Genomic DNA, 24,613 nt, shown 5'->3' with positions numbered 1-24,613 from the left:
CTCGGGTCACCCGGTCGCAGCCGCCGTCGCGGTCGCGAACCTGAAGCTGCTGCGCGACGAGGGGATCGTCGAGCGCGTGAAGCACGACACGGGCCCGTACTTCCAGGCGCTGATGCGCGAAACCTTCGCGCGTCACCCGATCGTCGGCGAAGTGCACGGCCACGGGATGGTCGCGAGCCTGCAGCTCGCCGAGTCGCCGGCCGAACGCCGCCGCTTCGCGAACGGCGGCGACGTCGGCACGATCTGCCGCGACTTCTGCTTCAACGGCAACCTGGTCATGCGCGCGACCGGCGACCGGATGCTGCTGTCGCCGCCGCTCGTGATCTCGCGTCAGGAAATCGATGAACTCGTATCGAAGGCGAAGAAGGCCGTCGATGCGACCGCCCAGCAACTGGGCCTTTCGTAACGGCTTTGCCTACAGGCGTGCGGCGGGCGCCGCACGCCACCATAACCCAGGGGAATTCCACCATGCGTGCCTGCCTTCTTCGCCAAGCCTGTTCCGTCGCGGCCCTTGCCGCCGCGGCCGCGTTCACGTCGGTCGCCAGCCCGTCGGCGCATGCCGACGAGCTGAACGTCTACAACTGGTCCGATTACATCGCACCGGACACGATCCCGAACTTCCAGAAACAGACGGGCATCCACGTCAAGTACGACAACTACGACAGCGACGACACGCTGCAGGCGAAGCTGCTGGCGGGCAGCTCGGGCTACGACATCGTCGTGCCGACCTCGAACTACATGGCCAAGCAGATCCAGGCCGGCGTGTACCAGAAGCTCGACAAGTCGAAGCTCCCGAACCTCGCGAACCTCGATCCGCTGCTGATGAAGATGATCGCGGACGCCGATCCGGGCAACCAGTACGGCGTGCCCTGGGCCTATGGCACGGACGGCATCGGCTACAACGCGCAGGCGGTGAAGAAGGCGCTCGGCGACAAGGCGCCGGTCGACAGCTGGGCACTGGTGTTCGACCCGGCCAACATGGAAAAGCTGAAGGGCTGCGGCGTGTCATTCCTCGACCAGGCCGTCGACGTGTTCGCGGCCACGCTGCAATACATGGGCAAGGATCCCAACAGCAAGAACCCCGGCGACTACCAGGCTGCGTTCGAAGTCCTGAAGAAAGTCCGCCCGTACATCACCCAGTTCAACTCGTCCGGCTACATCAACGACCTCGCGAACAACGACGTGTGCGTCGCGCTCGGCTGGTCGGGCGACATCGGCATCGCGCACCGCCGCTCGTCGGAGGCGAAGCGCGCGTACGACATCAAGTTCTCGAACCCGAAGGAAGGCGGCCTGCTGTGGTTCGACGTGATGGTGATCCCGAAGGATGCGCCGCACCCCGAGGCCGCGCTGAAGTGGATCAACTACGTGTCCGACCCGAAGGTCAACGCGGCGATCACCAACACGGTGTTCTACCCGACCGCGAACAAGGCCGCGCACCCGTTCGTCACGCCGGCCGTCGCGCAGGATCCGACCGTCTATCCGCCCGAAGACGTGCTGAAGAAGATGGTGCTGATGAAGCCGATGCCGGCCGACATCCTGCGCCTCGAGAACCGTCTGTGGGCGCAGTTGAAAACCGGCCACTGATCGCCTTGCCTCGCGGCGGCGCAGGCATCGCTCCACGCCTGCCCGCCTGAGATACGCGGACCTCCGTCCGCTCGCGCGCACCGCGCGCCCTGTTCCATCCGGCACGAGCCGTTGTCCGCGAGTCGCGTTGCGCGCCTCGCGCGGGGACGCTCACGCCTGCAATCCGTGAAGAACGAATGGTGACTCCCATGCAATCGATACCCTCTTCCGCTGCTGCACGACAGACTCAACCGGCCGCCGCGGCCCGTACGAAAAACGACGCCTTCGTGCGCATCGAAAACGTCGTGAAGAAGTTCGGCGACAGCACGGCCGTCGACAACGTGAACCTGACGATCGCGAAGAACGAGCTGTTCGCGCTGCTCGGCAGCTCGGGCTGCGGCAAGTCGACGCTCCTGCGCATGCTCGCCGGGCTCGAGACGGCCACCTCCGGCAAGATCTTCGTCGACGGCGAGGACCTTGCGTCGCTGCCGCCGTACCGCCGCCCGGTCAACATGATGTTCCAGTCGTACGCGCTGTTCCCGCACATGTCGGTCGAATCGAACGTCGCGTTCGGCCTGAAGCAGGAAGGCACGCCGAAGAACGAGATCAAGGAACGCGTGGCCGATGCGCTCGCGCTCGTGCAGATGAGCAAGTACGCGAAGCGCAAGCCGCACCAGCTGTCGGGCGGCCAGCAGCAGCGCGTCGCGCTCGCCCGCTCGCTGGTCAAGCGTCCGAAGCTGCTGCTGCTCGACGAGCCGATGTCCGCGCTCGACAAGAAGATCCGCCAGAAAACCCAGCTCGAACTCGTGAACATCATCGAGAAGGTCGACGTGACCTGCGTGATGGTCACGCACGACCAGGAAGAGGCGATGACGATGGCGAGCCGCCTCGCGGTGATGAGCGAAGGCAAGATCGTGCAGATCGGCTCGCCCGGCGAAGTGTACGAATTCCCGAACAGCCGTTTCTCGGCCGAGTTCATCGGCTCGACGAACCTGTTCGAAGGCCGCGTGGTCGAGGACGAACCCGATCACATCTTCGTCGAGAGCGACGACCTCGAAGCGCGGATGTACGTGAGCCACGGCGTGACCGGCCCGCTCGGGATGCCGGTCGGCATTTCCGTGCGGCCGGAGCGCGTGCACGTCTCGCGCGACAAACCCGGCTCGCATCACAACTGGGCGCGCGGCGTCGTGACCGACATCGCATACATGGGCAGCTACTCGCTGTATCACGTGCGTCTGCCGAGCGGCAAGACGGTCGTGTCGAACCTGTCGAGCTCGCACCTGATGCATGACGGCGCGCCTTCCTGGAACGACGACGTGTTCGTGTCGTGGTCGCCGGCCAGCGGCGTCGTGCTGACGCAATGAGGGCGACATGATGAGAACTTCCGCTTCCACGCCGTCCGCGCCGGTGTCGACCGGTGCTACCGCTGCGACGCAGGCTTCAAGGCGCCGCGGCCGCTTCGCCGCGCTGTCGCGCTTCCTGCCGTCGGGCCGCAACCTCGCGATCGGCGTGCCGTTCCTGTGGCTCGTGATCTTCTTCGCGCTGCCGTTCGTGCTGGTGTTCAAGATCAGCTTCGCCGACCAGGTGATGGGCATTCCGCCCTACACGTCGCTCGTCGAGATCAAGGACGGCGTCGTGCACTTCGCGCTGCAACTGGGGCACTACGCGTTCCTGCTGCAGGACGACCTGTACATCGCGACCTACCTCAGCTCGCTGAAGATGGCCGCCGTGTCGACGCTGCTGTGTCTGTTGATCGGCTACCCGATGGCGTACTACATCGCGCGCTCGGAACCGGGCCGGCGCAACGTGCTGATGATGGCCGTGATGCTGCCGTTCTGGACGTCGTTCCTGATCCGCGTGTACGCATGGATCGGCATCCTGAAGGACGACGGCCTGCTGAACCACGCGCTGATCGCGCTGGGCATCATCCACACGCCGCTGCGCCTCTATCACAGCGACGCGGGCGTCTACATCGGGATGGTCTATTCGTACCTGCCGTTCATGGTGATGCCGCTGTACGCGCACCTCGTGAAGATGGACCTGACGCTGCTCGAGGCCGCGTACGACCTCGGCGCGAAGCCGTGGGTCGCGTTCACGCGCATCACGCTGCCGCTGTCGAAGAACGGGATCATCGCCGGCAGCCTGCTGGTGTTCATCCCGGCGGTCGGCGAGTACGTGATTCCGGAGCTGCTCGGCGGCGCCGACACGCTGATGATCGGCCGCGTGATGTGGGATGAGTTCTTCAACAACATGGACTGGCCGATGGCGTCCGCGGTGACGGTCGCGATGGTGCTGCTGTTGCTGGTGCCGATGGCGCTGTTCCAGTACTACCAGGTCAAGGAACTGGAGGAAGCGAAATGATCAAGCCGAGCAAACCGCTGTCGACGGGCGTTCTCGCCTTCGGCTTCCTGTTCCTGTACATCCCGATCATCAGCCTGGCCGTGTACTCGTTCAACGAGTCGAAGCTGGTGACGGTGTGGTCGGGCTTCTCGCTGAAGTGGTACGCGGCGCTGTGGCAGGACGACGAACTGCTGACGGCCGCGTGGCTGTCGCTGAAGATCGGCCTCCTGACGGCCACCGCGTCGGTCGTGATCGGCACGTGGGCAGGCTTCGTGCTCGCGCGCTTCGGCCGCTTCAAGGGCTTCACGCTGTACACGGGGATGATCAACGCGCCGCTGGTGATTCCGGAGGTGATCCAGGGGATCTCGCTGCTGCTGCTGTTCGTGGCGCTGGAGCAGATGTTCGGCTGGCCGAAGGGACGCGGCATGGTGACGATCTGGATCGGCCACGTGATGCTGTGCGTGTCGTACGTGGCGATCATCGTGCAGTCGCGCGTGAAGGAGATGAACAAGTCGCTGGAGGAGGCCGCGCTCGATCTGGGCGCGACGCCGCTGAAGGTGTTCTTCGTGGTGACGCTGCCGCTGATCTCGCAGGCGCTGCTGTCCGGGTGGCTGCTGTCGTTCACGCTGTCGATCGACGACCTGGTGCTGTCGGCGTTCCTGTCGGGGCCGGGCTCGACGACGCTGCCGCTGGTGGTGTTCTCGCGCGTGCGGCTCGGGCTGAACCCGGAGATGAACGCACTGGCGACGCTGTTCATCACGGCGGTGACGATCGGCGTGATCGTCGTGAACCAGATGATGATCGCGCGCGAGCGGCGCCGGGTGGCCGACATGAAGGCGGCGTTCGCGGCGGCCTGACGCTCCTCTTCCCTTTCCCTCGATAACAAGATCCGCGCGCCGCGTGATGCGGCGCGCAAACCGAGCACACATTGACAGGCCCACGACAAGGAGAATCCGCAATGAAGAAGAAACTGATCTGCCTGCTGGTGGCCGGCGCGTTGCCGGGCATCGCGCTGGCCGACTCGACCTCCGCCGAAATCAAGGCACTGCAGGCGCAGGTCGCCGCGCTGCAGAAGCAGATGAAGGCCATGCAGGCGCAGCTCGCCGCGAAACCGGGCAGCGCGCCGGTCGCGCAGGCCGGCGCGACGGCCGCGACCAAGCCGGTCATCGTGGCCGCCGATCCGTCCTCGCCGGATTACGGCCGCGCCCAGGCCGCGCTGACCAACGACGAGGTCAGCGAAATGAAGCAGCAGATCGCGAACCAGCAGCTGAAGGTCGACTCGCTGACGGACGCGGCCAACACCGGGCCGCTCGCGGGCCTGTCGGTCACGGGCTACATCGACCCGACCTACATCTACAACCGTGCGGCCGGCACGTCGTCGTTCCTGTTCGCGAACCACGAGAACGCGTACAACTACTTCAACAGCACGTTCGGCGACCTGTACCTCGACATCAAGAAGACCTTCGGCGTCGGCCCGATGGCGCCATCGGCCGAGATCACGCTGATGCCGAACCGCGGCAACGGCATCACGCTGCTGCAGAACTCGCGCGGCTCGATCACCGACAACCTGCTGAACACCGCGGTCGTCAACGTGCCGATCACCGCCGAGACGACGCTGGTGGCCGGCCTGATCCCGAGCTTCGGCGGCTACGAGGTGCAGCAGTCGAACCAGATGCTCACGCTCACGCACAACCTGCTGTACGATTTCTCGGATCCGGGCAGCTACGTCGGTGTCGGCGCGAACTACACGAAGGGCGCCTGGGCGTGGAAATTCTTCCTCGGCAACGAGCAGTACCGCACGTATGGTTCGGTCACGCAGACGGGCACCAACGCGCTCGGCGATCCGATCTCCACCAGCAACAAGGTGCCGACCTTCACGGCGCGCGCGGACTACACATGGTCGAGCGCGCTCGATATCGGCGGCTCGTTCAACATCGGGCGGCAGACGCTGGCGAGCGCGATCGACGACCAGGGCAACGTCCACTACGGCCCGGGCGGCGCGGCACCGAGCGCGTACGGTTCGTTCTTCTTCGGCGAACTCGACGCGACCTACACGCTCGCCGACATCCAGTACAACGCCGAAGTCGACTACGGCCGGCAGCAGCATGCGGCGTTCAACGGCGGGCTCGCGCAGTGGTACGGCCTGTCGCTGCTCGCGCATCGCAAGTTCAACGCGCCGGTGGTCGGCCGCATGGGCGTGACGCTGCGCTACGACCTGCTCGCCAACACGAAGAACGGCGGCGGCGGCGGCGGGATCGCGCTGAACGGCAACGGGATGGATCCGAACAACGGCTTCGGCGTCGACGCGGACTGCCTCGCGATGTCGAAGGCCGGCGGCGGCCTCGGCTTCGAGTGCAAGGGCGCGGTGCGCCAGGACGTCGCGCTCGACCTGCTGTTCTATCCGACCCAGCAGATCACCGTGAAGGTCGAATACCGGCACGACTGGGCGAACAACAAGGTGTTCCTGCGCAACGACGGTTCGTACGGCAAGTCCAACGACCTGCTCGCGACGCAGTTCATCTATTCGTTCTGATGCGGGCCGCGCGGGACGCCGTGCCGCGCGCATGGCGTCCCGCATCGTTTCACCGGGCCGGATCGCGGTGCACGGTACGTCGGCACCGGCGCCGGCCGTCTTCGAGGGAGTCGGTTTGATGACGCAGTCTTTCACCCGCCGCGCCGATGCGCTCGCGCGCGACTCGTACTACGAAGCGACCGCCACGCGCCCCGTGGCGGACGACCCCGTGCTGGAAGACGCGATCGACGTCGACGTGTGCGTGATCGGCGCGGGCTTCGCGGGCCTGTCGACGGCGCTCGATTGCCGTGCGCGCGGGCTGTCGGTCGCCGTGATCGATGCGCACCGGCCCGGCTGGGGCGCATCGGGCCGCAACGGCGGCCAGGCGATCACCGGCTTCGCGAAAGACGAGGTGATCGAGAAGCAGCTCGGCGCCGCCGGCGCACGCGCCGCCTGGTCGCTGTCGCTCGACGGCGTCGCGCTGATTGCCGAGCGGATCGCGCACTACGGGATCGACTGCGACTTCACGCGCGGCTACCTGACGGTCGCGACGAAACCGCGCCGCATCGACGACCTGCATGCATGGATGGATGCCGCGACGTCGCGCTGGGGCCATCCGTCGCTGTCGTGGCTCGACACCGGCGAAATCCGCGCGCGCATCGCGTCGTCCCGCTATCTGGCGGGCGTCTACGATCCGCTGTCGGGCCACCTGCATCCGCTCAAGTATTGCCTCGGCCTCGCCGAGGCCGCGCGCCGCGAAGGCGTCGCGCTCCATGCGCACACGCCCGCGCTCGACGTCGTGCGCGGCGTCCGGCCGGTCGTGCGCACGCCGTCGGGCGAAGTGCGCTGCCGCTTCGTCGTGTCATGCTGCAACGCGGGCCCCGGCGGCGTGCTGCCGGCCGCGACCGCCGCGCGCATCGCGCCGATCGCGTCCTACATCATCGCGACCGAACCGCTCGGCCGCGCGCGCGCCGACGCGCTGATCGCGCAGCGCGAAGCCGTGTGCGACAACAACTTCTTCCTCGACTACTTCCGGCTGTCCGCCGACCACCGGATGCTGTTCGGCGGCCGCGCGAACTCCGCGGGCGCATCGCCCGACACGCTCGCCGAAACGATCCGGCAGCGCATGGCCGGCGTGTTCCCGCAGCTCGCCGACGTGCGCGTCGACCACGCGTGGGGCGGCTTCGTCGACGTCACGCGCAACCGCGCGCCGGACTTCGGCGCGCTCGATCCGAACTTCTTCTACGTCCAGGGCTTCAGCGGGCACGGCGTCGCGCTGACCGGCATCGCCGGACGCGCGATCGCCGGCGCGATCGCGGGCGACACGCGCGCGTTCGACCTGTTCGCGCAACTGCGCCACCGGCGCTTTCCCGGCGGCGACGCGTGGCGGCAGCCCGCGCTCGAACTCGGGATGCTGTACCACCGCGTGCGCGAGCTGTTCTGAGCCTTCTTTCTCCGTTCTCCTGACCATGCCGACATTCGCCAACCAGCCTCACGTCGCGTCGTACTACGCGGCGACCGCCAACGATACGACCCGCCATGCGCCGCTCGCCGGCGCGACCGACGCCGACGTGTGCGTGATCGGTGCGGGCCTCACCGGCTTGTCCGCCGCGCTCAACCTCGCCGAGCGCGGCCATTCGGTGACCGTGCTCGAGGCGTCGCGGGTCGGATGGGCGGCGAGCGGGCGCAACGGCGGCCAGCTGATCGGCGGCTTTGCATGCGACATCGATACATTCGGCAACTTCATGCCGGAAGGCGACGTGAAGCGGATCTGGGACATGGGGCTCGAAACGCTGTCGCTCGTGAAGTCGCGCATCGCGCGGCACGACATCGACTGCGCGCTCCTGCCCGGCTACCTGACCGCCGCGAACACCGAGCGCGACGCGGATGCGCTGAAGCGCTGGCGCGACGAGGCCGCGAAGCGCTTCGGCTACGACCGCTTCCATTTCGTCGAAGCCGACGAACTCGGCGACTACGTGCAGTCGGCGCGCTATCGCGGCGGCCTGTACGACCCCGACAGCGGCCACCTGCATCCGCTGAACTACACGCTCGGGCTGGCGCGTGCAGCGGCCGATGCAGGCGTGCGGATTCACGAGGACAGCTGCGTGACGCGCGTGCGCGACGTCACGGGCGGCCACGTCGTCGAGACCGACCAGGGACAGGTGCGCGCGCGCTTCGTCGTGCTCGCGTGCAACACCTATGTCGGCACGCTCGCGCCCGCGCTGTCGAAGAAGATCATGCCGGTCGGCACCTACGTGATCGCGACCGAGCCGCTCGGCGACGCGCGCGCCGCCGCGCTGATGCCCGCACGCGCGGCGGTCTGCGACAGTCGCTTCGTGCTCGACTATTTCCGGCCGGCGCCCGACACGCGGCTCGTGTGGGGCGGCAAGGTCAGCTATTCGACGCTGCCGCCGCGCAATCTCGCCGACGCGATGCGCGCGGACATGCTGAAGACGTTTCCGCAGCTCGCGGACGTGAAGGTCGACTACGCATGGGGCGGCTTCGTCGACATCACGATGAATCGCGCGCCGCACTTCGGGCGCGTCGCGCCGACGATGTATTTCGCGCAGGGCTTCTCGGGGCACGGCGTGAACACGACCGCGCTCGCGGGCAAGCTGATCGCCGAGGCGATCGACGGCCAGGCGAGCCGCTTCGACCTGTTCGGCAAGATCCGGCATCGCGACTTCCCCGGCGGCGCGACGCTGCGCACGCCGGCGCTGGTGCTCGCGATGAGCTGGTACCGGCTGCTCGACGCGTTCGGCATGCATTGAACGTCGCCCCGCGCCGCCGGCGCGTGAGCAGAACACCCGCGCCGGCCCGCGAGCCGGCACGCCCGGTTGCGGTCAGTCGGCCACCTTCTGCCGCATCGTCACGAACTCCTCGGCCGCGGTCGGGTGAATGCCGATCGTGTCGTCGAACTGCGCCTTCGTCGCGCCCGCGCGGATCGCGATCGCGATGCCCTGGATGATCTCGCCCGCGTCGCGGCCGACCATGTGCGCGCCGATCACGCGCTGGCTGCCGCGCTCGACCACGAGCTTCATCAGCGTGCGCTCGTCGCGCCCCGACAGCGTGTGGCGCAGCGCCTTGAACGACGTGCGGTAGATGTCGACTTCGTCGAGCACGCGACGCGCATCGGCCTCCGTCAGGCCGACCGTCGCGACCTCGGGCTGGCTGAACACGGCCGACGGCACATACTCGTGATCGGCCGCCACACGCGACCCGCCAAACAGCGTCCGCGCAAGCAGTGCGCCGTCGCGCGTCGCGACCGGCGTGAGTTGCGGCCGCGACGTCACGTCGCCGATCGCATGAATCGAGGGCACCGACGTCGCCGAATACGCATCGACGGCGATCGCGCCGCGCGCGTCGAGCATGACGCCCACCCGTTCGAGTCCGAGCGCGTCGACGTTCGGCACGCGGCCGGTCGCATAGAGCACCGCGTCGTACGGCCCGTGCTGCGCGTCGCCGACACGGACCGAGAGCGTGCCGTCGTCCGCGCGCGCGATCGATTCGATCATCGCGCGCGCGTGGATCGCGACACCCTGCTTGGTCATCTCGTCGGTCAGGAATTGCCGCACGTCGTCGTCGAAGCCGCGCAGGATCTTCTCGCCGCGATAGAACAGGTCGACATGGCTGCCGACGCCGTTGAAGATGCCCGCGAACTCGACCGCGATATAGCCGCCGCCGACCACCGCGATGCGTGCGGGCAGCTTCGCGAGCGACAGCGCCTCGCGCGACGTGATCGCGTGCTCGATGCCGGGCCGCGGCGGCAGCGCCGGACGCGAGCCGGTCGCGATCGCGATGTGGCGCGCGCGGATCGTGCGATCGCCGATCGCGACCGTATGCGCGTCGACGAGCGTCGCGCGCCCTGCGTGCATCTCGACGCCGGATTGCCGCAGCAGGTTGATGTAGATGTCGCTGAGCCGGTTGATCTCGCGATCCTTCGCGGCGATCAGCGCGGGCCAGTCGAGCGTGCCGGCGCCGAAGCGCCAGCCGAAGCCCTTCGCGTCCTCGAGCTCGTGCGGATAGTGCGATGCGTAGACGAGCAGCTTCTTCGGGATGCAGCCGCGCAGCACGCAGGTGCCGCCGATCTGCTCCTCTTCCGCTATGCCGACGCGCGCGCCGTATGACGCCGACATCCGGGCGAGCCTCACGCCGCCGGAGCCGGCCCCGATGACGAACAGGTCGTAGTCGAAATCCATCGCAAGCCCTCATCGCAGTTCGGATGACGGCACGATAACAAGAATCGGGAATTCGTGCGGGAGGTGGCGCCGCGGAACGCGCGCCCCATAAAAAACGGCGAGAGACGTCGCCTCTCGCCGGTCAAACCAGCTGCCGGGTGTGCCATGCGTCACCGATCGACCACATGCCCGACCTGCCGGCCGCGCGGCACCGGCCCGCCCGGGCGCGCGAACGGCGCACCCGCGGCGGGACCAGCCGCCATGCTCAGGCCTGCGACGCGTCGCTGCCGTCCGTCGCCTGCGTATCGTCTGCCTGCTGGGGCTGCTCTTCCTTCTTCTCGAGCATGCCTTCGATCGCTTCCGCACCCTTGAAGCCGGCGACGGCCGCCGCCGCCTTGGTCAGCAGGCCCGCATCCGGATCCAGCTTTTCCGCCGCCTCGACGGCCGCCACGGCACCGGCGATTTCGCCCACGGTGTTCAGGATACCCATCGTCATCCCCTTTCAAGAAAGTCGTGAGCGCATCGTCCCACGAAAAAAAACCGGCAGACCGTGTTTGTCATCACCGGATACACAAATTACGCAACAGGCCGGTCGCACGCGAAAACGCGCGCCGGAACGACGCCCGCGCGTGCGCCGCGGCACACGGCGGACCATGCACGCAGCGTAGCGGAAACGCTTCGCGCGCACTGTCAAAGTATGTTCTGGAATGCCGACGGAACCCTTACGCATTCCGCCGTTCATGAAACCAATGCCGGATCCCGCGCGTCCGCCCGGCCCGCTCGGTTCAGAACTGGTGCCGGATGCCCGCCATCACGCCAAGCTGCGTCATGCCGGGCGCGGGTGTCGTGCCGCCGCCGCCCTGGCTGACCGTGTACTGCGCGTGCGCGCTGTTCCACAGATAGGCGCCTTGCAGGTAGACCGCGGTCCGCTTGGACAACAGGTACGTGCCGCGCAGCACGCCGATCGTGCCGCGCGCGTCGTGCTCGCGATTGACGATCCGGTACGCCCCGCCGTCGACGATCAGGAACGGCGCGGCCCGCCATGACGCGCTCAGATAGAACTGGTCGTAGCCGACGTTCGGCGTGCGCGCCGACACGAGCCGCACGCGGCGGCCGAGCCAGCCGCCACCGAAGCGCCATGCGCCGAACTCGCCATAACCGTTCAGTTGCATGCGCACGTCCTTGTCGCCCGGCTGCGTGAACGGGACCGGCGCGGCGCCGTCGTAGAAGTTCGCGGCCGCGCCGGCACCGCCGCGCTGCTCGTCGTACGCGGCGGCCATGCCAAAGCCGTGCGCGTCATAGCGCAGCATCGCCGACCATTCGCGGCACGTCTGCGCGCTGCCCGGCACCGGACCGGCGCACGTGCCCTGCCCGGGCGAATTGCCGGTGCCGGCCGCGTCGCGGCCGAACGACCAGGTCGCGCCGACGGTCAGCCCGCCGAACGCGCCCTTGTACGCGATCGTGTTGTCGCTGCGTGCACTCGGCAGGTACTGGTCGAACGACGCCAGGCCGCCGTAGATATCCGGACCGAGCAGGTCGGCGTCGACCACGGCCCAGTAGGTCATCGTATATTGGCGGCCGAAGCTCAGGCTGCCGTACGGGCCATCCAGGCCGACCCAGGCCTGGCGGCCGAACAGCCGCCCGCCCTGGTTCGCGGCGCCGTTGCGCAGGTTGAAACCGTTCTCGAGTACGAAATTGGCCCGCCAGCCGCCGCCGAGCGCCTCGCTGCCACGCAGCCCCCAGCGCGATGGCAGTTCGCCGGTGATGCCGGGCATGCGCACCAGGCCGTTGCCTGCCGTGTCGGCATGCGAAACGAATTCGACGCCCGTATCGACGACGCCATATAGGGTGACGCTGCTCTGCGCGCACGCGGGCGCAGCCGCGAACGCCGCCAGCGCGGCGGATCCCGCCACAAGGGATGCTTTCATGATCTTTCGTCTCCGATCGTTTTATTTCATAGTCCGAATCGAATGCATGCAGTGCGTGCAAGCGCGACGACGTGCGACGCGCGATCCGGAGGTCTGGCGCATTATCCGAAGACGAAACCCTGCTGAAAATTGCCGATTCGGCGAAAAGTCATGCCCGTGCGACATGACTTGGCGGCACACCTCGACTCGATGACGCGTCCGCCAAAAGACGAAAGGCGCCTTGCGGCGCCTTTCGGTATGCGATCGAACGAAACGTCCGACGATCAGAAGATATTGCGCAGGCCGATCGCGATGCCGGTCTGGTTGCTGCGACCCGGCAGCTCGACATTCGCCGCGCCGTTCGTCTTGTTGAAGTCGACGGTGCCGTAGACTTCCGTGCGCTTGCTCAGCGCGTATTCGGCGATGCCGACGACCGCGTAGCGGTTGCCGCTCGCGAGCGTGCCGTTGGTGGTCATCGCGTTGCGCATGTGGTCGTAGTAGAACGCGCCCGTCAGCGTCAGCGGCGTGCTGACCTGCCAGCTCACGCCCGCGAACGGACCGTCGTCGATCCGGCCCGTGCCCTTCGCGACCGGGATCGACTGCTGCGCGAGCAGGCTGTCGACGAAACCGGTGTCGTCCTTCGAGCGCAGGTAGCCCGCATAGACCTTCGCCTTGCTGAACGCATACACGACGTTCGCGTGGTAGATCGTCTGCTTGCGTGCGGAGTTGTCGCTGTTCTGCTGCGCGCCGGCCGCGATGCTGAGCGGGCCCATCACGTACGACAGCGACACGCCCCAGGCATTGCCCTTGCCGAGCGAGCCCGGGATCTGGCCCGAGAAGCCGCCCGCGCCGGTCGATTCGTAGTTGGTGCCCGTCGAGTACATCGCCTTCGCGGTCAGGCCCGCGAACTTGCCCGTGTACTTGATCTGGTTGTCCGCATACAGGCCGCCGCCCAGCGCGACCGGCAGCCACGCGTTTTCGAGGTAGTTGCCGACCGTCAGCGGATCGTAGGTGTCCGACAGCAGGTCGAACAGCGGGGTCTTCTGGCGGCCGAGGGTCACCGTGCCGTACGGGCTCTGCAGGCCGACGTACGCCGCGCGGTTGAACAGGCGGCCGCTGTCGGCGAATGCGCCGTTCTGCAGGTTCACGCCGCTTTCGAGGTTGAACAGGGCCTTCAGGCCGCCGCCGAGGTCTTCCGTGCCGTAGATGCCGAAGCGGCTGTTGGTGATCGCGCCGTTGGTCATCGACAGCAGGCCGTCGTTCTTGGCGTTGGCGTTGGTCAGGTACCGGACGCTGACGTCGGCGACGCCCCAGAGCGTGACCGAGCTTTGTGCTGCCGCGTACTGGCTGGCGAAGGCCAGCACCGCGCCCCCTGCGATGGCTGCGAGTCGGGTGGTCTGCTTCATGAGCTTTCCTTTTTGTAGGTGTCTCCATTCATGGCCGGCCGCGTGCGCAGCCGGGTGACGATCGCGGACGCTCATGGCGCGCGCGATGTGGGCTGAATCATAAGACCAGTGCGCGTCCTGAAAGAAATTGAAATGCGCGGCAACGCGCGACTGTCGCCCTGGAACAACGTTTCCCGCGCCGGGCTTGCCTCTCGCGTGGGGACGCGGGGCGCGGCGATGGCGGAAAGCGGGTCAGTGCTGTAAGGATCGGTGGCGGACGCGGACGATGCAGTCCGCGGTGCGGCACGTGGAGGCGGAACGATCCGGAGCGGGCCGGCGGCGCCGATCGCCGGTATCGGATGCGGCCGGGGCAACCGGCTTGCGGTCAGGGGTAGCGGCGGGTCGGTGACGCGATGAACCGGTGATTCGGTCGCGCGACGCACCGGCGGGCCGCATGGCCGCGGCCCTGCGCGCGTCAGGCCGGCCGCGGCGTCCCGCCGTCGGGGTTGCTACCTTGGCTACCTTGGCTACCTTGGCTACCTTGGCTACCTTGGCTACCTTGGCTGCCGTTGCTGCCGTTGCTGCCGTTGCTGCCGTTGCTGCCGTTGCTGCCGTTGCTGCCGTTGCTGCCGTTGCTGCCGTTGCTGCCGCTAGCGCCGGTGCCGCCGCTGCCGGCCGCGCCATCACCACTGTCACGCCCACCGTCCGCGCGCCGCCGCGCCCGCCGCACGATCTCCGCGAACGCACCGACCAGCAGCAACACGGCGCCCCACAGCGCGACATCCGGCACGAGCCGCGTCACGAAGCCGCCGACCACCGCGCCGGCCAGGAAGCAGAAACTGATCGTCGCGAGCAGCGCCGAGTCGTGCAGCGCGCCCGCGTCGTAGCGCGGAATCAGTCCGACGAACAGCTTCTGCGCGGCGCGCCGCAGGTTGCCGGTCGTCATCACCGACGTGTACGACAGTTCCTCGAGATGGGTGAACGACAGCGTCTGCAGCGTCGCGACGAACGAGATGCCGGGAATCAGCCACGCGCTCGACGCGCCGACGAGCCCGCTCGCGGCGACGCCGAGAAACGCGATCTCGACGATCAGGCTCGCGAACGCGGTGTGGCGCATCCACCCGCGCTGCGCGGCGAGGCCGAGCAGGTGCGCGACGAACACCGCGACCACGAAGCCGCCGAGCGGCGGCACGTGATGCAGCGCGGCGGCCCATTCGCCGGCCGACACGTTGATGCCGAGCAGCGCGACGTTGCCGGTCATCGTGTTCGCGAACACGTGGCCGTGACCGACGTACGTGTACGCGTCGAGGTAGCCGCCGGACAGCGTGAGCAGCGCGGCGACGGTAAGGTTGCGGCTGGCGCCGTCGAGATCCATCAAGCCTCCCGTGAAAAGTCGCGCCAGTATCGCGCACGGGAGGCCGGTCGTGCGTCGCTCACTGGCCGATGCCGGTGAGCCCGATCAGCGCGCCGGCCGCGAGCAGCCACAGCGGATGAATGCGCGTGCGCCACGCGAGCACCGCGCATGCGGCGGTGATGCCCCACTGGATCGCGGTGCGGTTCGACGCTGCCGAAATCAGCACCGCGCTGGCCGCGACGAGCCCGGCAGTGACCGGCATCAGCCCCTGCTGCACGTAGCGGCGCCACGGCCGGTCGCGAAAGCGTTCCCACGCATGCAGCGCCAGCACCGTGACGAGCGACGACGGCCCGAACTTCGCGATCGACGCGACCAGCAGCCCGGCCCAGCCGGCCACATGCCAGCCGACCAGCGACACGATCATCATGTTCGGCCCCGGCGCGGCCTGCGCGAGCGCGAACAGCGCGGTGAACTCGTGCGCGCTCATCCAGTGGTGCACGTCGACGACCTGCCGCTGCATCTCCGGCAGGATCGTGTTGCCGCCGCCGAACGCGAGCAGCGACAGCTGGCTGAAGATCGTCGCGATCGCGATCAGCGTGTCGTTCATGACCTGCCTCCGTCGCGCGCGGCGGCACGCTGGCGTGCCGGCGTCTCGCGGCGCCGCGACGCGAGCCAGATGCTCACGGGCGTCAGCACCAGCATTGTGGTCAAAAGCGGGATGCGCAGCACCGCGATCGCGACGAACGCGAGCGCCGCGATGCCGGCCGCCGTGCGCGGCGCGTGCAGGAGCGGCTTCGCGACCTTCACGGCCATCGCGACGAGCAGGCCCGCGGCCGCGGCGGCGAGCCCGCCGAACAGGTGCTGCACGCGCGGATCGCCCTGCGTCTTCGCGTACAGCACGCCGAGCGCGACGACCACCAGCGTCGGCCCCGCGATCAGCCCGAGAATGCCGGCGAACGCGCCCGCGACGCCGCGAAAGCGCATGCCGACGGCGACCGACAGGTTGATCACGTTGCCGCCCGGCAGGAACTGGCACAGCCCGAGCAGATCGGTGAATTCGTCGGCGGTGAGCCATTTGCGCTCGTCGACGATCGTGCGCCGCGCGAACGGCAGCGCGCCGCCGAACGACATCAGGCCGAGCGACAGGAAGCCGGTGAACAGCTCGGCGAGGCCGATCCGGCGCGGCGAGGCGGCGGGCGGCGGAGAAACGGATTGCATGGGGATCCTCATCAAACGGTGCTCCGAGGTTACCGCCGTTCAGGACACCGGCAAAACGATTTTATCGGCGCGCCCTTGTGATCTAAAATCACAAGCATGGCACGCGACCTCCCACCCTTTTCCGCACTTCGGGCCTTCGAAGCAGCGGCACGACACGAAAGCTTCAGCGCCGCCGGCGACGAGCTGCATGTGACTCACGGTGCCATCAGCCGGCAGATCGCCGGGTTCGAGGCGTGGCTCGGCAAGCCGGTGTTCCACCGCTACGGCAAGCGCGTGAAGCTCACCGACGAAGGCCGCCGCTACCTGGATACCGTCCGCGCCGCGTTCGACAGCATCGCGCTCGCCACCGAGCAGCTGCGCAACACCGGGGCCGCGCGCGTGCTGCGCATCAATGCGCTGCCGACCTTCGCGATGAAATGGCTGCTGCCGCGCCTGTCGCGGTTCCAGCGCGACGTGCCGAACGTCGAGCTGAAGCTGTCCACGTCGAACGCGCCGCTCGATGCGCTCGACGGCTTCGACGTCGCGATCCGCCGCGGCCCCGGCCACTGGCCGAACTGCACGAGCGGCCACTTCCTCGACGAAAGCGTGATTCCGGTCTGCAGCCCCGCGCTGCTCAAGCGCGCGCCGATCGCCCGCGCGGACGATCTCGCGCGGCACGTGCTGCTGCATTCGGATACGCGGCCGGAAGGCTGGCGCGACTGGTTCGCGGCGGCCGGCGTGACGATGAAGGGGCGCAAGCGGCAGTCGTTCGACCACTTCTACCTGGCGCTGCAGGCGGCCGTCGACGGGCTGGGCGTCGCGCTCGGCCCGCTGCCGCTGATCGACGACGAACTCGCGAGCGGCCGCCTCGTGATGCCGCTCGACGGGCCGCGCATCGCGACGCGCAGCTACTGGTGGATCGCGCCGGGCACGCCGGCCGACGATCCGCTGGTCGCGCAGTTCTGCGCGTGGCTCGCGGCGCAGTCGAATGTGAACGCGTGACGCGTCGCCCCCCCGACACCTGATCGAAACGGCCTTGATGCGCCGCCCTCCGTCTCCGCACACGTTGCAGGAATGAAACCGCTCCGCACGCCACGCGTGCGATTCCGCAGCGGAATCACCGTCGCGCGGCCCCTGCATTTCCCCCGTCACTCCCGCCACCGCACACCCGCCCGGGCGAGCGGCCGACCGGCCCGCCGCCTCGCGTTTCACGGCTGAAACACTTCCGCATCCGCCGTGTGCACCGGCGCCATGCCGCGACCGCTCAGCCCCTGTTTGCGCGGCAGTCCGCGTGCTGGCCCGTTGCTTGCTGATGCAGCCGTGCACACAACGACACTGCGCGGGCCGACGGCTCGATGCAGGCGACAAACAATCATCAAGCGGGTCGGGGAAATCATGTCCAAGCTCATGTCGGCCGTCACACGGCTGCTGTCCTTCATTACTGCTCCTGTCACGCATCCGCCGATGCCGGCGGCGCGACTTCGCGCCGTACCCGTCCGATGCACGAACACGGCCCACACCGTCACCCGACGTCACGGCGCCCCGATCCGATAGGCGAACCCCGGGAACCCACTGCCGGGCGCATGCGCGCCACGACGAGTCGTGCCGTTCGCGCGGGCATTGCCGCCCGCGCTCGCCCGCCTGCCGACGCGCACGCGGGCGGCGACAGCCGCGACTGACGTCCTGCGCGCCGCAGCGCCGCCAGAGGGCCCCGGGGCCGCGCCGGTCCGACTCCGCATCACGCGACACAAAGGAGGTGCCCGCCCAGCCAGCGATCCGATTCCGACGCAGAACAGACCTATCGCGCATCCGGACGATCGAGATTCCGTCCCGAACGACCCGCTCGTCGCACCGGCCGCACATTCCAGCTTTCAACGGAGAAACGCATCATGAAGCAGTCCTTACTGACCAAGGCAGCATTTGCCGCATCGCTCGCTTGCGTGGCCGTCGCGGTATCGGCCGGACAGACCTCGACGACGTTCGGCGTGTCCGCTACCGTCAACGCAACCTGCCTGATCGACTCGGCCGGCGCGTTGACCTTCCCCGCCTATACGCCGGGGACCGGCGATCAGTCCGCGCAATCGGCGATCTCGGTCCGCTGCACGAACGGCACGAACTTCAACATCGGCCTGAATGCGGGCACGACGTCCGGCGCCACGGTGACCAACCGCATCATGACGAGCGGCTCGAATCAGCTCAACTACTCGCTGTACCAGGATTCGAACCGCACGGTCGTCTGGGGCAACACGCCGCCGTCCGATACCGTCAACGGCACCGGCCAGGGGATGGCAATGGCCCAGGCGATCACCAAGACCGTCTACGGCAAGGTGCCCGACCAGCCCAACGCGGTGCCCGGCAGCTACGCCGATACGGTGACGGTCACCGTGACGTTTTAGTGCCGCGCGGAGGGTGCGCCGCATCGCCGATGCGCGCGCCCCTCCCTGACGGGACCCGTCAAGCGCGCCGAAGCGAATCCCCCGGAGGTGGATCTGTGATGAAACCGAACGTGTGCAAACTCGCGACCTGGATCGCGGCCGTGACGCTCGCCGCCGCGTGCGTCGACAGCCAGGCCACCGACTTCACCGTGTCGCCCGTTCGCGTCGAGCTCTCGGCCGCGCAACGAAGCGTCGCGCTCACGGTGAGGAACGAGTCGCCCGACCAGCCCGTCGTCGTCCAGCTGCGCACCGCGGCGTGGTCGCAGAACGCGGGCGACGACGTCTACGCGTCGACCGGCGACCTGATTGCCGCGCCGCCCATTTTCACGATCGCGCCCGGCAGTTCGCAGGTCGTGCGCATCGGCCTGCGGCACGCGCCGGGCGCGGACCGGGAAACCAGCTACCGGCTCTATCTGCAGGAGATTCCGCCCGCGCCGAAACCGGGCTTCGCCGGCGTGCAGATCGCGCTGGAAATGAGCCTGCCGATCTTCGTCAAGCCGGCCGCCGACACCGCCCCGCGGCTGCGCTGGAGCGCGGAGCCGCGACCGGGCGGCACCGGCATGCTCGCGCTGCGCGTGACCAACGACGGCACCGCGCATGCGCAGGTGGCGAACCTCGCGCTGTTCACGCCGGGCAGCGACCGCCCCGTCGCCACGCATGCGGAATTCGCGTACGTCTTGCCGGGCCAGTCCCGCGAACTGATGTTCAAGCCCGGCGCTGGAGCCGCGCCGGCCGCTGCTTCCGGAATGCACCTGGTCGGCTACTCCGATGCGGGCGATATCGATTCGACGGTCGCGCCGAGCGCGCGTTGACGCGGCGCTGCTGATCGCGATTCTCATGAGCGCGCAGACCACACTCGCGGAAGAGCGACTTGTCGCGGCACCGGCCGCGCAAGCGTCGCATGGCGCGGCGGCCGGCCCGGCCGAGCTGCTGTATCAGGTCGACATCAACCGCCAGGGGCTCGACGAAACCGCGTTGCTGATCAAGGCGGCCGACGGCGCGTTCTACGTATCGGCCGACGACCTGAAGCGCTGGCGGCTCAAGCAGCCGGACGCCGCGCCGCTGGCCGGCAGCGACGCGCCGTTCTATCCGCTGAAGGCGATCGCGGGGCTGACGTACACCGTCGACGAGCAGAGCCTGACGATGGCGATCAGCGTCCCCGCGCAGGCATTCGTCGGCGCGACCTTCGACGAGACCGACAGGCATCGCGCGAGCGCGGTCGAGCCGGGCATCGGCGGCTTCTTCAACTACGATCTGCTCGCCGAGCAGGCCGCGGGCCAGACGCACGGCTCCGGGCTGTTCGAGCTCGGGTTCTTCAACCGCTTCGGCGTCGGCGTCGGCACGTTCCTCGCTGACGAATCGGGCCCGACCCGGCGCCTGACCCGCCTCGAAACGACGTGGACGACCGATCGGCCCGGCCACCTCGCCAGCCTGCGCATCGGCGACGCGATCAGCCGTCCCGGCATGTGGGGCCGCGCGATCCGCTTCGGCGGCATCCAGTACGCGACCAATTTCGCGACACAGCCCGGACTCGTCACGATTCCGCTGCAGGGCGTGAGCGGGCAGGCCGTGCTGCCTTCGACCGTCGACGTCTACGTCAACAACGCGCTGACGTCGACGCGCGAGGTCGCGCCCGGTCCGTTCGCGATCAACAACGTGCCGGTGGTGACCGGCCAGGGCGACGTGCGGGTGGTGGTGCGCGACGTCATGGGCCGCGAGCAGGTGATCACCCAGTCGTTCTACGCGAGCGCGAATCTGCTCAAGCAGGGCATGCAGGACTATTCGTACGAGATCGGCAAGGAACGGCGGGATTTCGGCCTGGCGAGCAACGACTACGGGCGCTGGTTCGCCAGTGCGACGCACCGGGTCGGCCTGACCGACCGGCTCACCGGCGAGATCCACGCGGAAGCCGAAGGGTCCCGGCAGAATCTCGGCGTCGGCGCCGTGGTGCTGGCCGGGCCGCTCGGCGTCGTCAACGCGTCCGCGGCGGCGAGCCGCAGCGCCGAGGGCCCGGGCGCGCTGGCGACGATCGGCGCCGAGAGCCAGGCCGGCCTCGTCGAGATCGGCGCGCACGCGCAATGGGCAACGCCGCATTTCGCGCAGATCGGGCTCGAGCCGGGCACGCTCGCGCCGAAGCTGCTGACGAGCGTCAATATCGGCATCGGGATGGGCCGCTTCGGCTCGCTCGGGCTCGCCCACGTGTTCCTCGACAATCGCGACGGCTACAAGACCCAGTTGCTGTCGCTCAGCTACAGCGCGCAGCTGGGGCGCTTCGGCTTCGCCAACGTCAGCGTCAGCAAGCCGTTGAGCGGCTCGGGCGCGACGATCGTCGGCGTCGCCTGGACGATCCCCGTCGACAACCGGACGAGCGCCTCCGTCACGCTGACGCGCCAGCAGGGCCACGCCGAAATGCTCGCGCAACTGCAGCGCAGCCTGCCGGTCGGCGAAGGATTCGGCTATTCGCTGCAGGCCGGCAACGACACGCAGGATGCGAGCGCGACGCTGCAGACGCGCACCGGCACCTACAGCGTCGAGGCGGCTGCGTATCGCGGCCGCGCCGGCGTGCGCGCCAACGCGGCGGGCGGCATCGCGTTCGTCGACGGCACCGCACGCCTGTCGCGCCAGGTCACGGACAGCTTCGCACTGGTCAAGGTGCCGGGCTTCGCCAACGTCGGCATCCTCGCGGACAACCAGCTCGTCGCGCGCACCGACGCCAACGGCGTCGCGCTGCTGCCGCGGCTGCGCGCGTACGAAAGCAACCCGATCTCGATCGAGCAGGCCGACCTGCCGTTCGACGCGACGATCGGCACGCTGAAGCTCGACGCGGTGCCCTACTTCCGCAGCGGCATGGCGCTCGTGTTCCCGATCACCCGCTCGCGCGGCGCGGTGCTGACGCTCGATCTCGAAAACGGCGCCCACCTGCCGGCCGGCGCGACCGTCACGATCGACGGACAGAAGGACGCGTTTCCCGTCGGCCGCGACGGCGTCGTCTACGTCACCGGCCTGTCGGAGCAGAACCACCTGCATGCGGCGTGGCGCGACCGGCAGTGCGACGTGACCGTGCGCTTTCCCGCCGGCGACGAACCGCTGCCGGACCTGGGCACCCATCTTTGCAAGGGAGTCACACCATGAGACATCGCAAGCATGGCGGGCGGCCGGTCCGGCTCGCACGCTTTCGCGGGGCCGCCGCGGCGCTCGCGGCCGGTGCCGTCGTGCTGGCCGCACCGCCCGCGCGCGCGGCAACGACCTGCACGATGAATGCGCCGTCGTCGATGGCATTCGGCACCTACGACACGATCAACGCCGCCACGTCCGCCGTCACGATCTCGGTCAACTGCACCGGCAGCGGCAACGCCACGCCGACGGTCACCGCGAGCGCGGGCGGCGGCACCTTCGCGAACCGCCTGATGACGCGGACCGGCGGCACCCAGACGCTCGGCTACAACCTGTATCTCGACAGCGCGCACACGTCGATCTGGGGCGACGGCACGAGCGGCACATCGGTGATTTCGTGGGGCAAGATCTCGGGCGCCGGCGCCTTCAACGCCACTGTGTACGGGCTGATCCGCGGCGGCCAGAACGTCGTGCCGGGCAGCTACGCGGACCACAACATCACGATCCTGTTCAACTACTAGGCGAGCCGGCGGCGCATGCGTCGCGCATGCCGCCATCGATCGCCATCACGGACTCGGACAACGGGGGCAGACATGAATCGAACCGAGACAGCGAGCGCCGCCGCATCGCGGTGCGCCCGATGCGCACGGACCCGCACGCGGCCGCTCGCGCCTCGACGGGCCGGCGGCCGCGCACGCGCGCCGCTCGCCGCGCTGGCAGCGCTGTCGATCGCGCTGCTCGGCGCCGCGCCCGGCCATACCGATGCGAAGCAGGCCAGCCGGTCGGTGCAGGTCGGCGCGACGGTCCAGGCGTATGCGCGGCTCAACGCGACCAATCCGGCGAAGCTCGTGATCGCGAACAAGGACACGAGCATCGGCTACCTGGCCGTGCCGAACGCCAGCAACCCGTCCGGGACGACCCTCGCGATCCAGACCAACGACCGGGCCGGGTACACGGTGCTCGTGCAGGTCGCTGCCGCCAACCAGTCGCAGTTCAGTTCGATCGAGATCACCGGCTTCGGCGGCAAGGTCGTGCTGCCGGGGACGGGCGGTACGATCGCCGTGCCCTATACGGCGCTGAAGACGACGTTCACGCTGACCTATCGTTTCGTGTTCGCGCCGAAGGCGAAGGACGGGACCTTTGCATGGCCGCTGACGTTTTCGGTGCAGCCGAATCCGTGACGGCCGATACGCCGGCGCCCGCGGCCCCGCTCCCGCCGCGGCTCACACCACCGGGCCCGGTTCCTTTTCCTTGCGCAGGATCGCGTACAGGATGATCGCGCCGAACGTCGCGGTGCCGATCCCGCCGAGCCCGAAGCCGCCGATCTTCAGCGAGAAGTCGCCGGCGCCGAGCACCAGCGTGACGGCCGCGACGATCAGGTTGCGGTTGTCGGAGAAGTCGACCTTGTTGACGACCCAGATCCGCGCGCCCGTCACCGCGATCAGCCCGAACACGACGATCGACACGCCGCCGAGCACCGGGCCCGGGATCGTCTGGATCACCGCGCCGAACTTCGGCGAGAAGCCGAGCCCGATCGCGATCAGCGCCGCGACCGCGAACACGAGCGTCGAATAGATCCGCGTGACGGCCATCACGCCGATGTTCTCCGCGTAGGTCGTCACGCCGGTGCCGCCGACGCTGCCCGACACGATCGTCGCGAGCCCGTCGCCGATGAACGCGCGACCGACGTAGCGGTCGAGGTTGGTGCCCGTCATCGCGCTGACAGCCTTGATGTGGCCGAGGTTCTCCGCGACCAGGATCACGGCGATCGGCGCGAGCATCAGCATCGCGTGCGGATCGAACACCGGCGCACGGAAGCTCGGCACGCCGAACCACGCGGCATGCGCGACGATCGCGAAATCGACCGGCTTGCCGAGGCCCATCCCGTTGGTCGCGATCGCGTAGATCACGTAGGCGATCACCAGCCCGACGAGGATCAGCAGGCGCTGCATCATCCCGCGCGCGAACACCGCGACGCCGCCGACGCACAGCACCGTGACGAGCGCCATCACCGATTCGAAGGTCGATCCCGACACGCCCTTGACCGCGATCGGCGCGAGGTTCAGCCCGATCACCGCGACCACCGCGCCGGTGACGACGGGCGGCATCAGCGTCTCGATCCAGCGCGTGCCGATCGCCTGCACCAGCGCGCCGAGCGCGACGTACACGACGCCGCACGCGACGATCCCGCCGAGCGCGACCGGGATGTTCGGGTTCGGCCCGCTGCCGCCGTAGCCCGTCACCGCGATCACGAGGCCGATGAACGCGAAGCTCGAGCCGAGGTAGCTCGGCACGCGGCCGCCAACCAGCACGAAGAACAGCAGCGTGCCGATGCCCGACATGAAGATGCACAGGTTCGGGTCGAAGCCCATCAGCAGCGGCGCGAGCACGGTCGAGCCGAACATCGCGACGACGTGCTGCACGCCCATCGCGACCATCTGCGGCCACGCCAGGCGTTCGTCGGGGCCGACCACGCGCGAGACCGCGCCGGTCGGTTGCACCCGCCAGCGCGGGAAGTAGGAATCGGACATGGGGAAAAGGGCTCCTGTCGAACGCCGGCTGCGGACGGTGCGCCGGTCTGGAATCTGGCGCGAGTTTACGGAGCGGAAATGGGGCTGGCAAGCGTGA

General features: G+C 68.5%; 23 protein-coding genes. 14 read left to right on the top strand and 9 right to left on the bottom strand.

Annotation, left to right across the window (positions count from 1 at the left end; genetic code table 11):
- The 8 genes from U5771_RS32055 to U5771_RS32020 form a co-directional block, all read left to right on the top strand.
- Positions 1-406 (top strand): aminotransferase class III-fold pyridoxal phosphate-dependent enzyme (locus tag U5771_RS32055; protein ID WP_322027647.1); only part of this gene is annotated, 406 nt, incomplete at its 5' end.
- A gap of 62 nt (positions 407-468) precedes the next feature.
- On the top strand, positions 469-1,584 hold the full coding sequence (locus tag U5771_RS32050; protein ID WP_322027646.1) for a polyamine ABC transporter substrate-binding protein: 1,116 nt from the start codon (positions 469-471) through the stop codon (positions 1,582-1,584).
- A gap of 188 nt (positions 1,585-1,772) precedes the next feature.
- A complete protein-coding gene (locus U5771_RS32045; protein ID WP_322027645.1) occupies positions 1,773-2,927 on the top strand; it encodes an ABC transporter ATP-binding protein in 1,155 nt (384 codons plus the stop codon).
- Positions 2,928-2,937: 10 nt separating this feature from the next.
- Positions 2,938-3,924, top strand: a complete 987-nt coding sequence (locus tag U5771_RS32040; protein ID WP_322027648.1) for an ABC transporter permease subunit — start codon at positions 2,938-2,940, stop codon at positions 3,922-3,924.
- On the top strand, positions 3,921-4,760 hold the full coding sequence (locus U5771_RS32035; protein ID WP_322027644.1) for an ABC transporter permease subunit: 840 nt from the start codon (positions 3,921-3,923) through the stop codon (positions 4,758-4,760). Before U5771_RS32040 ends, U5771_RS32035 begins: the two co-directional genes overlap by 4 nt.
- Positions 4,761-4,861: 101 nt before the next feature.
- On the top strand, positions 4,862-6,436 hold the full coding sequence (locus U5771_RS32030) for a DUF3138 family protein (protein WP_322027643.1): 1,575 nt from the start codon (positions 4,862-4,864) through the stop codon (positions 6,434-6,436).
- Positions 6,437-6,554: 118 nt separating this feature from the next.
- Positions 6,555-7,859: an FAD-dependent oxidoreductase gene (locus U5771_RS32025; RefSeq protein ID WP_322027642.1), complete on the top strand. Its 1,305-nt coding sequence runs from the start codon at positions 6,555-6,557 to the stop codon at positions 7,857-7,859.
- A gap of 25 nt (positions 7,860-7,884) precedes the next feature.
- Positions 7,885-9,186, top strand: coding sequence for an FAD-binding oxidoreductase (locus U5771_RS32020; protein ID WP_322027641.1), 1,302 nt, complete (start codon positions 7,885-7,887; stop codon positions 9,184-9,186).
- Between the two features lie 72 nt (positions 9,187-9,258).
- Here U5771_RS32020 and gor read toward each other — a convergent pair whose 3' ends face one another.
- The 7 genes from gor to U5771_RS31985 all read right to left on the bottom strand — a co-directional run bounded on the left by gor (position 9,259) and on the right by U5771_RS31985 (position 16,457).
- Complete coding sequence (gor, locus tag U5771_RS32015) at positions 9,259-10,614, bottom strand: glutathione-disulfide reductase (RefSeq protein ID WP_322027640.1); 1,356 nt, start codon at positions 10,612-10,614, stop codon at positions 9,259-9,261.
- A gap of 244 nt (positions 10,615-10,858) precedes the next feature.
- Complete coding sequence (locus tag U5771_RS32010; protein ID WP_322027639.1) at positions 10,859-11,083, bottom strand: hypothetical protein; 225 nt, start codon at positions 11,081-11,083, stop codon at positions 10,859-10,861.
- A 295-nt stretch (positions 11,084-11,378) separates the two neighbouring features.
- On the bottom strand, positions 11,379-12,521 hold the full coding sequence (locus tag U5771_RS32005; RefSeq protein WP_322027638.1) for a porin: 1,143 nt from the start codon (positions 12,519-12,521) through the stop codon (positions 11,379-11,381).
- Positions 12,522-12,784: 263 nt separating this feature from the next.
- Positions 12,785-13,906 (bottom strand): porin, encoded by a 1,122-nt coding sequence (locus tag U5771_RS32000; RefSeq protein ID WP_322027637.1) that lies wholly within the window; start codon positions 13,904-13,906, stop codon positions 12,785-12,787.
- A gap of 454 nt (positions 13,907-14,360) precedes the next feature.
- Positions 14,361-15,260, bottom strand: a complete 900-nt coding sequence (locus tag U5771_RS31995) for a YoaK family protein (RefSeq protein ID WP_322027636.1) — start codon at positions 15,258-15,260, stop codon at positions 14,361-14,363.
- Positions 15,261-15,318: 58 nt separating this feature from the next.
- Positions 15,319-15,846 (bottom strand): chromate transporter, encoded by a 528-nt coding sequence (locus U5771_RS31990; protein ID WP_322027635.1) that lies wholly within the window; start codon positions 15,844-15,846, stop codon positions 15,319-15,321.
- Positions 15,843-16,457 (bottom strand): chromate transporter, encoded by a 615-nt coding sequence (locus U5771_RS31985; protein ID WP_322027634.1) that lies wholly within the window; start codon positions 16,455-16,457, stop codon positions 15,843-15,845. The genes U5771_RS31990 and U5771_RS31985 overlap by 4 nt, the downstream gene beginning before the upstream one ends.
- A gap of 96 nt (positions 16,458-16,553) precedes the next feature.
- Between U5771_RS31985 and U5771_RS31980 the strand changes: the two genes are divergently transcribed.
- Entirely contained in the window at positions 16,554-17,438 is an 885-nt protein-coding gene (locus U5771_RS31980) for a transcriptional regulator GcvA (protein WP_322027633.1), read from the top strand.
- Positions 17,439-17,644: 206 nt separating this feature from the next.
- Here the strand turns inward: U5771_RS31980 and U5771_RS31975 are convergent, their stop codons facing one another.
- Positions 17,645-17,875: a hypothetical protein gene (locus tag U5771_RS31975; RefSeq protein WP_322027632.1), complete on the bottom strand. Its 231-nt coding sequence runs from the start codon at positions 17,873-17,875 to the stop codon at positions 17,645-17,647.
- A gap of 450 nt (positions 17,876-18,325) precedes the next feature.
- Between U5771_RS31975 and U5771_RS31970 the strand changes: the two genes are divergently transcribed.
- From U5771_RS31970 to U5771_RS31950, 5 genes are all read left to right on the top strand, one after another.
- On the top strand, positions 18,326-18,832 hold the full coding sequence (locus U5771_RS31970) for a spore coat U domain-containing protein (protein WP_322027631.1): 507 nt from the start codon (positions 18,326-18,328) through the stop codon (positions 18,830-18,832).
- Positions 18,833-18,930: 98 nt separating this feature from the next.
- A complete protein-coding gene (locus tag U5771_RS31965) occupies positions 18,931-19,683 on the top strand; it encodes a molecular chaperone (protein WP_322027630.1) in 753 nt (250 codons plus the stop codon).
- 25 nt (positions 19,684-19,708) lie between these two features.
- Entirely contained in the window at positions 19,709-22,003 is a 2,295-nt protein-coding gene (locus tag U5771_RS31960) for a fimbria/pilus outer membrane usher protein (RefSeq protein WP_322027629.1), read from the top strand.
- Positions 22,000-22,506, top strand: coding sequence for a spore coat U domain-containing protein (locus U5771_RS31955; RefSeq protein WP_322027628.1), 507 nt, complete (start codon positions 22,000-22,002; stop codon positions 22,504-22,506). Before U5771_RS31960 ends, U5771_RS31955 begins: the two co-directional genes overlap by 4 nt.
- A gap of 72 nt (positions 22,507-22,578) precedes the next feature.
- Positions 22,579-23,166: a hypothetical protein gene (locus tag U5771_RS31950; protein ID WP_322027627.1), complete on the top strand. Its 588-nt coding sequence runs from the start codon at positions 22,579-22,581 to the stop codon at positions 23,164-23,166.
- A gap of 42 nt (positions 23,167-23,208) precedes the next feature.
- On the opposite strand, the gene U5771_RS31945 is transcribed toward U5771_RS31950, so the two are convergent.
- Complete coding sequence (locus U5771_RS31945) at positions 23,209-24,516, bottom strand: solute carrier family 23 protein (protein WP_322027626.1); 1,308 nt, start codon at positions 24,514-24,516, stop codon at positions 23,209-23,211.
- Between the last annotated feature and the right edge of the window lie 97 nt (positions 24,517-24,613).

The organism is Burkholderia sp. BCC1977, assembly GCF_905339595.1.
Taxonomy (GTDB): Bacteria; Pseudomonadota; Gammaproteobacteria; order Burkholderiales; family Burkholderiaceae; genus Burkholderia.
Note: the sequence above shows the minus strand (reverse complement) of the source record. Positions and strands in the feature narration are given on the sequence as shown.